Source organism: Pseudomonas sp. Z18(2022), from assembly GCF_036346535.1.
GTDB classification, from domain to species: Bacteria; Pseudomonadota; Gammaproteobacteria; order Pseudomonadales; family Pseudomonadaceae; genus Aquipseudomonas; species Aquipseudomonas yamanorum_A.
Map to the genome: position 1 here is coordinate 26,146 of NZ_JAOTOA010000023.1, position 14,192 is coordinate 40,337.

14 protein-coding genes are annotated in these 14,192 nt (G+C 62.6%); 4 read left to right on the plus strand and 10 right to left on the minus strand.

Annotation, left to right across the window (positions count from 1 at the left end):
* Positions 1-190: 190 nt before the first annotated feature.
* From V3W39_RS28550 to V3W39_RS28580, 7 genes are all read right to left on the minus strand, one after another.
* On the minus strand, positions 191-961 hold the full coding sequence (locus V3W39_RS28550) for an SDR family NAD(P)-dependent oxidoreductase (RefSeq protein WP_201124220.1): 771 nt from the start codon (positions 959-961) through the stop codon (positions 191-193).
* A 27-nt stretch (positions 962-988) separates the two neighbouring features.
* Entirely contained in the window at positions 989-2,047 is a 1,059-nt protein-coding gene (gene rhaT / locus V3W39_RS28555) for an L-rhamnose/proton symporter RhaT (protein WP_177079746.1), read from the minus strand.
* Positions 2,048-2,086: 39 nt separating this feature from the next.
* On the minus strand, positions 2,087-2,962 hold the full coding sequence (locus V3W39_RS28560; protein WP_330213805.1) for an amidohydrolase family protein: 876 nt from the start codon (positions 2,960-2,962) through the stop codon (positions 2,087-2,089).
* A gap of 70 nt (positions 2,963-3,032) precedes the next feature.
* Positions 3,033-4,466: an aldehyde dehydrogenase gene (aldA, locus tag V3W39_RS28565; RefSeq protein WP_330213806.1), complete on the minus strand. Its 1,434-nt coding sequence runs from the start codon at positions 4,464-4,466 to the stop codon at positions 3,033-3,035.
* Positions 4,467-4,476: 10 nt separating this feature from the next.
* Complete coding sequence (locus V3W39_RS28570) at positions 4,477-5,277, minus strand: HpcH/HpaI aldolase family protein (protein WP_177079749.1); 801 nt, start codon at positions 5,275-5,277, stop codon at positions 4,477-4,479.
* Positions 5,278-5,288: 11 nt separating this feature from the next.
* Positions 5,289-6,473: an L-rhamnonate dehydratase gene (gene rhmD / locus V3W39_RS28575; RefSeq protein WP_330213807.1), complete on the minus strand. Its 1,185-nt coding sequence runs from the start codon at positions 6,471-6,473 to the stop codon at positions 5,289-5,291.
* A gap of 15 nt (positions 6,474-6,488) precedes the next feature.
* Entirely contained in the window at positions 6,489-7,784 is a 1,296-nt protein-coding gene (locus tag V3W39_RS28580) for an MFS transporter (protein WP_177048912.1), read from the minus strand.
* A gap of 117 nt (positions 7,785-7,901) precedes the next feature.
* Here V3W39_RS28580 and V3W39_RS28585 point away from each other — a divergent pair, with 117 nt between their 5' ends.
* From V3W39_RS28585 to V3W39_RS28595, 3 genes are all read left to right on the plus strand, one after another.
* Positions 7,902-8,843 (plus strand): LysR family transcriptional regulator, encoded by a 942-nt coding sequence (locus V3W39_RS28585; RefSeq protein WP_177048913.1) that lies wholly within the window; start codon positions 7,902-7,904, stop codon positions 8,841-8,843.
* A gap of 92 nt (positions 8,844-8,935) precedes the next feature.
* Positions 8,936-9,454, plus strand: coding sequence for a sigma-70 family RNA polymerase sigma factor (locus V3W39_RS28590; protein ID WP_177048914.1), 519 nt, complete (start codon positions 8,936-8,938; stop codon positions 9,452-9,454).
* Positions 9,451-10,386 carry a FecR domain-containing protein gene (locus V3W39_RS28595; RefSeq protein ID WP_177122092.1) on the plus strand — a complete coding sequence of 312 codons (936 nt, stop codon included), beginning with the start codon at positions 9,451-9,453 and terminating at the stop codon, positions 10,384-10,386. The genes V3W39_RS28590 and V3W39_RS28595 overlap by 4 nt, the downstream gene beginning before the upstream one ends.
* Before the next feature lie 601 nt (positions 10,387-10,987).
* Here V3W39_RS28595 and V3W39_RS28600 read toward each other — a convergent pair.
* The 3 genes from V3W39_RS28600 to V3W39_RS28610 are packed head-to-tail and all read right to left on the minus strand — an operon-like array spanning position 10,988 to position 13,519.
* Positions 10,988-11,701, minus strand: coding sequence for an ABC transporter ATP-binding protein (locus tag V3W39_RS28600; RefSeq protein WP_177048916.1), 714 nt, complete (start codon positions 11,699-11,701; stop codon positions 10,988-10,990).
* 2 nt (positions 11,702-11,703) lie between these two features.
* Positions 11,704-12,537: an ABC transporter permease gene (locus tag V3W39_RS28605; protein WP_177048917.1), complete on the minus strand. Its 834-nt coding sequence runs from the start codon at positions 12,535-12,537 to the stop codon at positions 11,704-11,706.
* A gap of 10 nt (positions 12,538-12,547) precedes the next feature.
* Positions 12,548-13,519, minus strand: coding sequence for an aliphatic sulfonate ABC transporter substrate-binding protein (locus V3W39_RS28610; RefSeq protein ID WP_177048918.1), 972 nt, complete (start codon positions 13,517-13,519; stop codon positions 12,548-12,550).
* Positions 13,520-13,930: 411 nt separating this feature from the next.
* Between V3W39_RS28610 and V3W39_RS28615 the strand changes: the two genes are divergently transcribed.
* Positions 13,931-14,146: a TOBE domain-containing protein gene (locus tag V3W39_RS28615; RefSeq protein WP_003217010.1), complete on the plus strand. Its 216-nt coding sequence runs from the start codon at positions 13,931-13,933 to the stop codon at positions 14,144-14,146.
* Positions 14,147-14,192 lie beyond the last annotated feature (46 nt).

A 14,192-nucleotide genomic window follows, 5' to 3' on the forward strand; every position in this document is an offset into this window, starting at 1 on the left:
GGGGCAGGGACGCCCCGTCGCGGCGGCCCGCTTCGTGCTACCGGAGCTGAGGGCACACCGAGCATTAGCGAGGTGCCGAGTGGTGGGGCAAGAGCCTTTTGGTTACTTTTGGGCTCCTTTCAAAAGTGACCCGCTGTAAGAGCGGAACCCATATCAGACATCACCCAAATAACGGATATGCCCCCCAAAGCTACTGCAAGTTGACAAACAACCCCCCGTCTACCAACAGCGAAGCCCCAGTCACATACCGCGCCATATCCGAAGCAAGAAACACAATGGGCCCCGCAACATCATCAGGCTCCCCCAACCGCCCCAGCGGCGTACGCGAAGTCATGTACGCCAGCTTCTCTTCATCCGCCAAATCCTCCTTGTTGATGTCGGTAGCAATCGTCCCCGGCAACACCGAATTACAGCGAATCCCATAAGGCCCCAGCGCAATCGCACAAGACTGCATCAACGAATGCAGCCCGGCCTTGGTCGGCGTGTAATGCGTCTGCATCCCGCCCCCCACCAGCGCACTGATGGAACTGACGGCGATGATCGCGCCACCCTTGCCCTGGTTCTTCATCTGGTTGGCCGCCGCCTGCACGGCGAAGTAGGCGCCGTTGAGGTTGGTGTTGACGGTCTTGAGGTAAACCTCGCGAGGCATGTCGAGGAAAGAGTGGAACGGGCAAATCCCGGCATTGTTGACGAACACATCCACACTGCCAAACGCCTTGAGCGCGCCCGCCACCAGCTTGTCACCCGTGTCCGGATCCGCCGCATCGCCGCCCACTTCCACCGCCTGCCCACCAAACCCCTTGATCTCCTCGATCAACGAAAACGCCGCCTCAGTCCCCTGGCCACTGCCACTATGACCAATCACCACACGAGCTCCCTGACGCGCGCACTCACGGGCAGCAGCGCGTCCGATACCTCGGGAAGCGCCAGTAATAATCACGGTTTTATCTGCAAGCAACATAAATAAACTCCTGGAAAACAAGCGGCCTCAGCCGAGATAGTTGCCGTAACCGACCATGGCGATAGCCCCGAGAATCACCGCGATACCGGCAACCAATACGCTTTTGTTGGTAGCGCTGGTGCCTTGCCATTCACGGAAATACAGGCCCCAGCAGTTGGATACGATGATGATGAAAGACATGTGCAGCACCCAGGAACTGGCGTCGTTCTGCAGGCGGCTTTCGCCCATGCCGTAGAAGAAAAATTGCAGGAACCACAAGGTCCCGGCGCACGCCACCAGCAGGTAGTTACGGAACAGCGGGGTGCTGCGGTCGGTGTAGTTGTGGAACGTGCGGTTGCGCCAGTTCAGCCACAGGCACCAGAGGCCGTTGGTGGTGAGCCCGCCCCACATGATCACCATGAAGGTCACGTTGTTCTGGAACAGGCTGTTGGCGCCGTGCTCCACCGCCGCGGCAGCCAGCGGACGCCCGGCGGAAATGCCGTAGCTGAAGCAGGCGCTCAGCACGCCTGAGATCACCGCCACCAACATGCCCTTGGCCACCGAGAACTCGCTGATGCTGGCGAATTTCACCGCTTCCGGCACTTCCCGCTCCTTGATCAGCCCGGCCTTGCCGCACACCGCAATGCCCACCAGGGACACCGCGACACCCCACAGCACCCAATGCCCGCCCTGGGAGGCGAGCATCGAGGTCAGGGTGCCTTCGGTGGCGTCGGTGAACAGGTCGCGGTACAGCGCTGGCATCAACGCACCGAGGGCCGAGGTCAGGCCGAGTACCAGCGACATGCCCAGGGACAGCCCGAGGTAGCGCATGGTCAGGCCGAAAGTCAGCCCGCCGATGCCCCAGAGCACGCCGAACAGGTAGGTCCAGAGCAGGGTGCCGCTGTCGGCCTGGCGCAGGATGTCGGCCCAGCCGGGCACGGTCAGTTGCGCGGCAATCAGCGGCACGATCAGCCAGGACACCAGGCCGCCGGTGATCCAGTAGCTTTCCCAGGCCCAGCCACGGACTTTCTTGTAGGGGATGTAGAAACTGCCGGAGGCGAAGCCGCCGATGAAGTGCAGAATCACACCGAAGAGAATGATTTCCACGTGTTCAATTCCTTTTTATTGTTGTGGTTGGCCGTGGGTTCAGCCATGGGCAGGCGTGGGGCTGTAGATCCGCACCGCGTTGTGCAGGAAGAACTTGCCCTGTACGTCCTCGGGTTTGCCCGCCAGGCAGGCTTTCACCAGGCCCAGGGTGGTGGCGAAATCGGCCAGGTGATCGCTGTTGGGCCAGTCGCTGCCAAAGAAGCAACGGTCGTTGCCAAAGGCTTCCCACAGCACGGCCAGACGGTCGTTGTAGAACGACGGGTCAAGGATCAATCCACCCGGCCCGACCTGGGGGATTTCCGCCAGTTTGGCAAACACATTGGGCCGCTCGGCCAGGCGCATCAGGTCAGCGTGATAGGCCGATTCTTCACCGGCCGGCACGCTGGCGTTGGGCAGGTGATCGACGATGATGCGCAGCTCGGGCAAGGCATCGCTCAAGTGCAGCAGCCCTTTGATCAGGCGCGGGTTCGGGTTGGCGCTGTCCAGGCTGCGCCCGTATTCGGCAAGGCGGCGCAGGCCTTCGATAAAGCCTTGGCGCTTCTGGTCATCGAGCAAGTCGCGGTCCCACAGGTTGCCGTAGCGCAAGCCGAGGAACAGCGGTTCAGGGGCCAGGGTTTCAAGGTCTGCCGCAAAGTCGCTGTGCAGCGGGTCGAGGTTGCCGACGAAGCCGAGCATGCGCGGGTCGCTGCGCAAGGTGTCCAGCAACCAGCGGTTGTCGTCGCGCCACGGGCTGGCTTCCACGGCGATGGCGCCGATCACATGATGTTCGCCCGCCAGCGCCCAATAATCCGCCGGTAAATGCGCGGCATACAGCGCGTTGCCCGGCTCGGGCCAGGGGATGCCCTGGGAGCGGCGCGGGTCGAACAGGTGCAGATGGCTGTCGATGATCGGCCCGCTGTATGGGGTAAGAGGCATTGCGCAATCCTTCGGAAGAATGGACAGGGAAGGGCCCGCACGCTACCGCGCCAGGGCCCGTTGCACCACCTCAGCCCTGCAAGTACACCGCATGGGTATGGGTGTACTCATACAGGCCGTGTTTGCCGTCGGCGCCGCCGATCCCGGATTTGCGCACACCGGCATGGAAGCCCTGCATTGCCTCGAAGTTCTCGCGGTTGATATAGGTTTCGCCGAACGACAACTCGCGTACTGCCTGCATCGCCTTGCCCAGGTCGCGGGTGTAGATCGAGGAAGTCAGGCCGTAGTCGCAGTCGTTGGCCAGGGCGATGGCTTCATCCAGGTCATCGACAATCTGGATCGGCAGCACCGGCCCGAAGATCTCTTCGCGCATGATTTCCATGTCGGCGCGGCAGCCGGCCAATACCGTAGGCTGGAAGTGAAAACCCTGGCCCAGGTCGGCGATTTGCCCACCGGTGACCAGCGATGCACCCTGGCCCAGCGCGGTGCGCACCTTGCGGTTGACGCTGTCGAGGCCCTGGCGGTTGATCAGCGGGCCCATTTCTACATCGGCCTGGGCGATGGGGTCGCCGTAGCGGGTGGCGGCCATCGCGGCACTGATGCGCTCGATAAACTGGTCGGCCACCTTGCGTTCCACATACACCCGTTCGGCGCAGTTGCACACCTGGCCGCTGTTGATGATCCGCGAGTCACGAATGGCTTTTACCGCCAGGTCCAGGTCGGCATCGGCGAGGACGATGGCGGGAGCCTTGCCGCCCAGTTCCAGGTTGAGCTTGGTGATATTCGGCGCGGCGGCGGCCATGATCCGCGAGCCGGTGGCGACGCTGCCGGTGAAGCTGATCATGTCTACGCCCTTGTGGGCGGTAAGGGCGCCACCCACCCGCCCATCGCCGCAGACCACGTTGAACACCCCGGCCGGCAGGTCGGTCTCGGCCACCAGCTTGGCGAATTCAAAGCAGTTGTTGGGCGTCTCTTCGCTGGGCTTGATCACGATGGTGTTGCCGGTCAGCAACGCCGGGGCCATCTTGCGGGCGATCAGGAAGAACGGGAAATTCCACGGCAGGATGCCGGCCACCACGCCCAGGGGTTTGCGGAACAGGAAGATGTTTTCATTGGGCCGGTCGCTGGTGATGATCTCGCCTTCAATGCGGCGCGCCCACTCGGCCATGTAATCGAGGTAATCGGCAGTGAAGTTGACTTCGACTTCCGCAAGGCCCGTGACCTTGCCTTGTTCCAGGGTGATGGTGCGCGCCAGGTGGGCGACGTTTTCCCGCAGCTTGGCGGCGATGCGGCGCAAGTGCCCGGCGCGTTCGATGGCCGGTTTGCGGGCCCAGTCCTTTTGCGCATGGCGGGCGGCGGCCAGGGCCTGGTCGACGTCTTCGGTGGTGGATGCCGGGACCTTCGAAAGCAGGGCGCCGGTGGCCGGGTTTAACACGTCCAGGTGGGCATCGCTTGGGGTAAAGCGGCCGTTGATGAAGTTCTGGTAGACCGGTACGGATGACATGGGCAGCTCCTCAGTAAGTACGTGACGGCGCCTTGGCGTCGGCGGCGGGGCGGTAGCGGGCCAGGGTGGCCATGGCGCTCTGGCGCAACAGGCTGATGTCGATGGCCACTGCGATGAACTGGCAGCCCCAGGCTTGATAACGGCGGGCATCGTCTTCGTTGGGGGCGAGGATGCCGCAGGCTTTACCGGCCGCCAGCGTGGCGTCGACCGCGTGGCGGATACGTTCCTGCACCTCGGGATGCCCGGGATTGCCGGCATGGCCGAGGCCGATGGACAGGTCGGCCGGGCCGATGAATACCGCGTCCACGCCTTCGACCGCCGCAATCGCCGCGACGTTTTCCACCCCGAGGCGCGACTCCACCTGCACGATCAGGCACAGCTGTTCATGGGCGGTGTTGAGGTAGTCGTTCACGCCGTCCCAGCGGGTGGCGCGGGTCAAGCCGCCGCCGACGCCACGAATGCCGTGGGGCGGATAACGCATCGCACGCACCAGGGCCTGGGCCTGTTCGGCGGTTTCCACCATCGGGATCATCAAGGTCTGGGCGCCGACGTCCAGCAGTTGCTTGATCAGGTTGGCGTCGCTGCTCACCGCACGTACCACCGGCGCGGTGGCGTAGGGCGCCACGGCCTGGAGCTGGTTGAGCACGCTGGGTACGGTGTTGGGGGCGTGTTCGCCGTCAATCAGCATCCAGTCGTAACCGGTGCTGGCGACGATCTCGGCGGCATAGGCCGTGGCGAAACCGGCCCAGATCCCGTATTGCGCAGCGTCTTTATGCAGCGCGGCCTTGAAAGCGTTGTGGGGCATGTTCATGGCAGGAGTCCTCAGCGGTTATACGGACGGTGCAGTTGGCAATCGGGGTTGAGGTCTACACCAAATCCGGGTTTGTCGAGCACCGAAAGACGCATGCGGCCATTCACCGGCACCGGTTCACCGAGCAATTGCGGGTGGAACATCGGCACCACTTCATCGGCCTTGGGCGCCATCATCAGGAACTCGGCGAACGGGCTGTTATGGCGGGTGGCAACGAAGTGGTAGCTGTAGACCGACGAGCCGTGGGGCACCACCAACGCATTGTGGGCATCGGCCAGGGCAGAGATTTTCACCAGCTCGGTGAGGCCGCCGCACCAGCCCACATCCGGCTGGATAATGTCGCAGCAGCCCATCTCCAGCAGCATGCGAAAGCCCCAGCGGGTGGCTTCGTGTTCGCCGGTGGTGACCAGCATGCCCTTGGGCACGTTGTTGCGCAGCGCGGCATAGCCCCAGTAGTCGTCGGGCGACAGCGCTTCCTCGATCCATTTCAAGCCGTATTCATGGGCGCCTACTGCCAGTCTGGTGGCGTAGTTCAGGTCCAGGCTCATCCAGCAGTCGAGCATCAGCCAGAAGTCCGGGCCGACCCGTTCGCGCATGGTCGCCAGTTCCTCGAGGTTTTTGCGCAGGCCTTCTTCGCCTTCGGACGGGCTGTGGTGCAGGGGCATCTTGCCGCCGATAAAGCCCATCTTCTGCGCGAGGTCCGGGCGGGCGCCGGTGGCGTAGAACTGCAACTCGTCCCGCACCGCGCCGCCGAGCAACTGGTGCACCGGCTCCTGGCGGACTTTGCCGAGCAAATCCCACAGCGCCAGGTCGACACCGGAGATCGTGTTGATCACCAGGCCCTTGCGCCCGTAGTACAGGGTGGACTGGTACATCTGGTCCCAGATTTTTTCGATATCGGTGACGCGGGCGCCTTCCAGGAAGCGCGCCAGGTGCTTCTCGACGATATAGGCGGCGGGCTCGCCACCGGTGGTCACGGCGAACCCGACGGTGCCGTCGCTGGCCTCGATTTCCACCACCAGGGTGCCCAGCACGTTGATCCCGAAACTGCGGCGGCTCTGGCGGTATTCGGGGTATTTGCTCATGGGGGTGCTGATGTGATCGTCGATCCAGTGGCCGTCTGCCTGGTCGTGGTAGTCCGCGCCGCCGCCGCGCAGCACAAAGGCGCGTACGTGCTTGATAGTGAGGTTGCCCATGGTGTGACTCCTTGATTAAACAGTGGCCGGCGTGTTCGTCGCTTTTTGGCCTGGTGAATGGATACCGAGTACCAGCAAGGCGGCGAGCACGGTGGTGGCGGACAGCAGGTAAAGGCCGGCCGCAGGGGAGTGAAAGGCGGTTTCCGCCCAGTTCTTCAGCACCGGGGCGATAAACCCGCCGAGGGCGCCGAAGGAGTTGATCAGGGCAATGCCGGCCGCCGCAGCGCTGCCGGCCAGGTAGCTGGAAGGAAAGGTCCAGAACACCGGTTGCACGGCGATGAAACCCGAGGCGGCGAAACACAGGGCGAGCATGCCCAGCAGCGGGTTGGCGAAGGTCACGGAGCAGGCAATCCCGGCGGCCGCCATCAACAGGGTCAGGGACGCGGTTTTACGCCGTTCGCCGGTGCGGTCGGAGTAGCCGGGAATCCACCAGGCCGCGAACAGTGCACACACCCACGGTATCGCCGAGACCAGCCCCACCATCAAGCCGACCTTGGTGCCCAGCAGGCCGCCCACCTGCGTCGGCAAGTAAAACACCACGCCATACACGCTGGCCTGGATCAGCAGGTAAACGAGGCACAGGTACAGCACGCTGGGTTGGCACAGCACGTTGAGCAGGCTGCGGCCGTGGGAGGTTTTGTGCTGGTCTTCGGCGTCCAGCAGGTCCTGGATCTGGCGGCGTTCGGCAACGGTCAGCCATTTGGCATCGGCGGGGCGGTTGTCCAGGTACCAATAGGCCCAGATGCCAACCGCCGTGGCCATCAGGCCTTCCACGGCGAACAGCCATTGCCAGCCGTGCAGCCCGGAGAACCCGTCCAGCTCCAGCAACAAGCCCGACAGCGGGCTGCCGAAGATGAAGGCCAGGGGCGCGCCAAAGTAGAAGAACCCCATGGCCTTGCCGCGCACGGCAGAGGGGAACCAGTAGGTGAGGTAGAGGATCACGCCGGGAAAGAACCCGGCTTCGGCTACGCCCAGCAGGAAGCGCAACACGTAGAAGCTGGTTTCGTTGTGGGCAAACATCATGGCGGCGGAGACGAGACCCCAACTGACCATGATCCGGCACATCCACAAGCGAGCGCCGACGCGGTGCATGATCAGGTTGCTTGGCACTTCCAGCAGCGCATAGCCGACAAAGAACACCCCGGCGCCAAAGGCGAAAGCGGCATCACTGAGGCCGGTGTCGGCCTGGAAGGCTTGCTTGGCGAACCCGACGTTGGCGCGGTCGAGGAAGGCCATGATGTACATCAACAGCAGGAAGGGCAGCAGCCGCCAGGAAATCTTGGCGAGCAGAGACGCAGGCAGGGTCTTCATTGGTCAGTCCGGTTGTTTTGTTCTTATGGGAAGGACTGTACGGCGCTGGATCTATACGCTACAAATCGAATCTCGCTTACAACTGATAACCTCAGGGTATCGATAACAAGGAAAAAAATGAGTAGTCCGTTGATCTCCCGCCACCTGTTCAACCGCCTGCGCTACAAGCATTTGCATATGCTGGTGGCCTTGAGCTCCAGCCAGAACCTGCACCGGGCGTCCCAGAGCCTGAACATGTCGCAGCCGGCGGCGACGCGCATGTTGCGGGAGATCGAGGACATGTTTGCCTGCGACCTGTTCGAGCGCCTGCCCCGGGGCATGCGCCCCACGGCGCTGGGCAAGGAGCTGATCCGGTTTGCAGAATCGGCCCTCAGCGGGCTCGACCGCTGCGCCGAGGAATTGATGGTGCGCCAGCAGGGCGGCTACGGGTATTTGTCGATCGGCACCATCATGGGCGCGGCCCCGGACCTGGTGATGGACTCGATTGCGCAGATCAAGACGCTCAACCCGCAGATGCGCATTCGCATCATGGGCGACACCAGCGACCAGGTGATCCAGTTGCTGGAACAGGGCCGCATCGACCTGGCCATCGCCCGGCGCAACGCCGCCACCGACAGCGAGCATTACAGCTTCGAACCCCTGGGCAATGAACGCATGCTGGTGGTGGTGCACGCCGGCCATCCGCTGGCCCAGCGCGAACACTTGCCGCTGGCGGAACTGGTCAGCGACTGGCCGTGGATCCTGCAACCGCAAACCAGCCCGGCGCGCATCGGTTTCGATGAGGCCCTGCAACACCTGGCCTTGCCGCAGCCAGCGGACATCATCGAGTGCAGCTCGGTGTATTCCATGCAGCAACTGATTCAACTCACCGACGCAATCATGGTGCTCTCGGAAAGCGCCCTGCGGGATTACCTGAAAATGGGCCTGGTGGTGGCCTTGCCGGTGGTGCTGGAGGTGCAATTGGCGCCGTTCGGCATGTTGCTGCGCAAGGGCGACCCGGTGAGCCGCGAATTGGGGTTGTTTATCGACATGCTCAGGCAAAAGGCCGCGATGCTCTAAACGCATTGTGCAAAAGAACATGGTATGCCGGCGGGATATTAAATAGAATGAATCTCATTTGAGACTGACTCGCGCCGCGCAGGTTACTTGCCATGAATGAAGCTGTAGTGCCGACGCACCTCGCAGAACCGAGCCTTCACGCCTTGTACCGCGACCACCGCAGTTGGCTGGAAAGCTGGCTGCGGCGCCGTTTGGGCAATGCCTGGGATGCGGCCGACCTGAGCCAGGACACGTTCCTGCGGGTGTTGGCCAGTGCCCAGCCGATTGCCCAATTGCAGGAACCCCGGGCTTACCTGGTGACCGTAGGCAAGCGCTTGCTGGTCAACTTTCACCAGCGGCGCAGCCTGGAGCAGGCGTACCTCAATGCGTTGACGCACCTGCCGCAAGCCTGCGTGCCGTCGCCGGAACAGCGCTGGTTGCTGCTGGAAACCCTGCAGGCCCTGGATGAACTGCTCGACGGTTTGCCACCCGTGGTGCGCCGTGCGTTTCTCTGGAGCCAGCTGGAGGGCCTGGGCTATCGCGAGATTGCCGAGCGGCTCAAGGTGTCCGAGCGCACGGTCAAGCGCTACATGGCCCAGGCCTATGAGCATTGCCTGCTGGTGGAGCTGTGAGCCGCACCGCGCCGGATCTCGCCCGGGCGGCGGCGCAATGGCTGGCGTTGCTGGAGTCTGGCAGTGCCACCGAGCGTGATCACGCCAGCCTGCAACAGTGGCGCGACAGCCATCCCCAGCATGAGCAGATCTGGCAGAAAGCCCAGTTGCTGCGCCAGCGATTTACCGATTTGCCACCGGCATTGGCCATGGCCAGCCTTGATCGTCCGCAGCCGGGACGGCGTGCGGTGCTCAAGCGTGCCTTGGGCGTGGCGGCGCTGGTGCCGGCCGCGTGGTTGCTTAGCCGGCAATTGCCGATCGATGTCTGGCGCGCGGACCTGCATACGGCTACCGGCGAACGCAAGCGCGTGCCGCTGGCGGATGGCAGCAGCCTGCAACTCAATACCGCGAGTGCGGTGGACGTGGATGTGGCCAGGCGCCGTGTGACGCTGGTGGACGGGGAGATGGCGTTGACGGTGCCGGGGGCGGGTGCGCTGACGGTGCAGACGCGTTATGGGCAGGTGATTGTCAGCCAGGCCGAGGTGTGTGTGCGGCAGTTGTCTTCCGGGTGTCTGGTGTCGGTGTTGAAGGGGGCGGTGCAGGTGCGGGACCTGCGGGGGCAAGTGGCGACGTTGCGAGGTGGGCAACAGGCACGCTTGCAGGCGTCCGGGATGGGTGCAGCTGTAGCGTTTGATGCGCTGCAACTGGGGTGGCGTGATGGTGTGTTGACGGCGCAGAACCAGTTGTTGGGCGATTTTTTGCGGGAGTTGGAGCGGTATCGGCCGGGGGTGCTGCGCTGGGATCTGAGCCTTGAAGCGTTGCGGGTGACCGGGAGTTTTCAGTTGGCCGATACCGATCGTATTCTTGCGTTGCTGGTGTCGACGATGCCGCTGGAGGTGCAGTCGCGTACGCGGTATTGGGTGACGCTGGTGCCGCGTAAGACGGCTGCCTGATGACATATCCGTTATTCAGGTAACGGCGGCTTATGGTTTCGCTCTTACAGCGACTTACTTTGGAAGAGCCGGAATGCCGGCCCAGCCCAAAGAGTGTTAAAAGCCAGATCAAAAGCCGCTTTTCTGTAGGAGCCGGCTTGCCGGCGATGCAGGCGACTCGGTGCATCAGGTACACCCAGTTGATGCCATCGCCGGCAAGCCAGCTCCTACAGTGGACCGTGGTCGCTTTAGATTTTGATTTTGCTTCACCACACTCAAGCCGGCCTGTAGGCCGCTGTGCTCTTGCTTTTGATCTTGATCTTAGGCGCCCCGTTAAACCACGCTGGCCGAACGCAGGTAGTACGGAGCGGGTAAACCGGCAGGACGCCGGTTTAGCCGCGACGGGGCAGGGACGCCCCGTCGCGGCGGCCCGCGGAGTAATGCCTGCGTTCGGGCACACCGAGCCTAAGCGAGGTGCCGAGTGGTGGGGCAAGAGCCCTTTTGGTTACTTTTGGGGCTCTTTTCCAAAAGTGACCCGCTGTAAGAGCGGAACCAATAGCAGCCGTTACCTAAATAACGGATATACACCCCAGCCTGACTTACCACCCCCAACACGTGCCTTTCAGATCACATGCGCCCGTTGCAACTCGGTCAACGCCAGTGCCTTGAGCCGCGCCAACAGCGGATCCCGCCGGTCCCGCGGATGCACCAGATCCACCGCCAGCTCCTGGCGAATACTGCTCGGCCGGTTATCCATCACCAGCACCCGGTCACTCAGGTACAGCGCCTCGTCCACATCGTGGGTCACCAGCAACAGGGCGATCCCATGGTGCTCGGCCAATTGCAGCAGCAGGTCCTGCAGCTTCATGCGGGTAAACGCATCCACCGCGCTGAACGGCTCGTCCAGCAACAATACCTGCGGCCTTGAATACAACCCGCGAGCGATGGCCACCCGTTGTGCCATGCCGCCAGACAGGGCCTTGGGCAATGCCTGGGCAAACCCGCCAAGGCCCACCTCGTCAATCAACTGCGCCACCCAGGCCTTGTCGTAGCCATCGTCATCACTGAAGCCGATATTTTGCTCCACCGTCAGCCACGGCATCAGGCGCGGTTCCTGGAAGACAAACGCGACCTCGCCACCGCCCTGCAACAGCTCACCCTGATAGTCCTTTTCCAGGCCAGCGACGATCCGCAGCAAGGTGCTTTTGCCGCAGCCGCTGGGGCCGAGCAAGCTCACCGCTTCCCGTGGTTGCAACGCCAGATGCACGTTGGTCAGCACCGTGGTGGCGCCGAAGTTTTTCCGCTCGACGCGAATATCCAATAGCGGTTCGCTCATGCTCAACTCTCCGAACCTTGACCGTTGAAGGTGTCGCGCCAGACCAGGCAGCGTTTTTCCAGCGCGGCCAACAGACCGTCGCTGATCTTGCCCAACAAGGCCAACACGATGATCGCGGCCAGCACAATGTCGGGCCGTGAGGTTTCCCGGCCATCGCTGAGCAGGTAACCCAGGCCCTTGGTCGCGGCGATCAACTCCGCCGCCACCAGAAACATCCACGCCAGGCTCAACCCGCTGCGCAAGCCGGTGAACAACCCGGGCAGGGCGGCAGGCAACAGGATGCGGCGCACCAGGCGCGTACGGCTGAAGCCATACATCTGCCCGACTTCCACCAGCTTGCGGTCGATGTCGCGGATCGCCGCGACGCCGTTGAGGTACACCGGGAAGAACGCGCCGATGGCAATCAGCACGATCTTGGAGGTCTCATCAATCCCCAGCCACAGCAGCAACAGCGGCACCCAGGCCAGGCTCGGGATCGAACGCAGGCCGGCGAACGTCGGCTCCAGGTACGCCTCGGCCTCGCGGCTCAAACCGACCCAGGCGGCAAACACCAGGGCCAGGCTGGCGCCGATGGTGAATCCCAGCAGCACCCGCAACAGGCTGGCGCTGATGTGTTTCCACAACGCGCCTTCGGCGAGGTCGGTGAGGGTCACGGCGATCTCGCTGGGGGCCGGCATCTGGTAGGACGGCAGCCAGCCGATGCGCACCACCACTTCGAGGATCACCAGGATCAGCACCGGCAACGCCAGGCCTTTCAATCGCCGTGGCCAGGCGCTGCGCTGCTCGGTGACAGTGGGCGCCAGTGCGACGGGCAAGGTTTCGCTTTTGCTGCTCATGACGCTCCCCTTATGGACGAGGCAAAGCCTGGCCGAAGCTTGGGTCGATCAACTGGTCGATCACCTGATCCACATTCACCCCACGGCGCACCAATTCTTCCGACACCAGGATCGGCGCGGCAGCCTTGGACGACACCACGTCCTGGGCGGTAAGCAACGGGCTGCTCAAGTCGGTACGCGACAGTTGCAGCTTGGCCACGTCCAGGGGCAGGCCGGATTCGTCCGCCAGCAGCTTGGCGAATTCATCCGGGTGTTTCACCGCCCAGTCGCGGGCCTTTTCATAGGCGCCAAGCACCTTGGCGATGGTCTGCGGATGCTCCTTGGCGTACTTGTCGGTCACGCTGACCACGCCGTAGCTGTTGAAGTCCTTGTTGCGATACAGCAGGCGTGAACCGGCCTGGATTTCGCTGGCGGCCATGTGCGGGTCGAGACCGGCCCATGCGTCGACATCACCTTTCTCCAGGGCGGTGCGGCCGTCCGGGTGTTGCAGGTGCACCAGTTCCACGTCGTCCTTGCTCAGGCCGGCTTTCTGCAGGCTGCGCAGGGTGAACAGGTACGGGTCGGTGCCTTTGGTGGCGGCGATTTTCTTGCCCTTGAGGTCGTTGACGCTCTTGAAGGTGGAGTCCTTGCGCACCACCAGCGCGGTCCACTCGGCGCGGCTGTACACATACACCGACTTGATCGGGCTGCCGTTGGCCCGGCTCAACACGGCCGACAGGCTGGCGGACGAGGCGAAGTCGACGCCGCCGCTGTTGAGATATTCCAGGGAGCGGTTGCTGCCCTGGCTCAGCACCCAGCCGACCTTGGTTTTTGGCAGTGCTTCTTCGAGCCAGCCGAAGTGCTTGAGCACCAGGCTCACCGGGGAGTAATAGGCGTAGTCGAGGTTGACTTGCGCAGGGTCGGTTTCCGCTGCATGGGCCACCGGTTGCAGGCTGAGGGCGAGGGCGCAGGCGCCCAACAGGGTTTTGGCGAAGGGTTTCATGGAACAGCTCCGGACAAGGCGGGAAAGAGAAGGCTTTTCTTATATTCAGAAAATTCATATGGCATGTTCCATCATGCGTTATAGGAATATGCAGTCTCTGTGCCAGCGTCTTTGCGGTGCCGGGCAATACCCCACGTAGCAGCTGTCGAGCCTTAGCGAGGCTGCGTCAGCGGTATATCAGACATACCGCTGACGCAGCCTCGCTAAGGCTCGACAGCTGCTACGTGGGGGGAGGGTGGAAGTGGGGAGGCGGGCACTTTGTTGAATCACTGTTGGCTGCGCAACAGCTTGCATATGTTTTTATGGAATAAATAAAGAGTTATATATTCCTTTTGTTGGTTTCACGAATAGGGCACTTTGAGTGCCTGCGCATTCGTGCGGATTGACCCAACAGACCAAAGGAAAGCCGACATGACCATTAAAGCGATCAACGTGCGCAACCAGTTCAAGGGCGTGATCAAGGAAATCCTGATCGGCGAAGTGGTGTCCGAGATCGACGTGCAAACCGCGTCGGGGATCGTGACGTCGGTGATTACCACGCGCTCGGTGCGTGACCTGGAATTGAAAGTGGGCAGTGAAGTGATTGCCTTTGTGAAATCGACCGAAGTGTCTATCGCCAAGCTGTAACTGCAATCCAGTTGTGAACCTAATCCAAATGTGGGAGCTGGCAAGC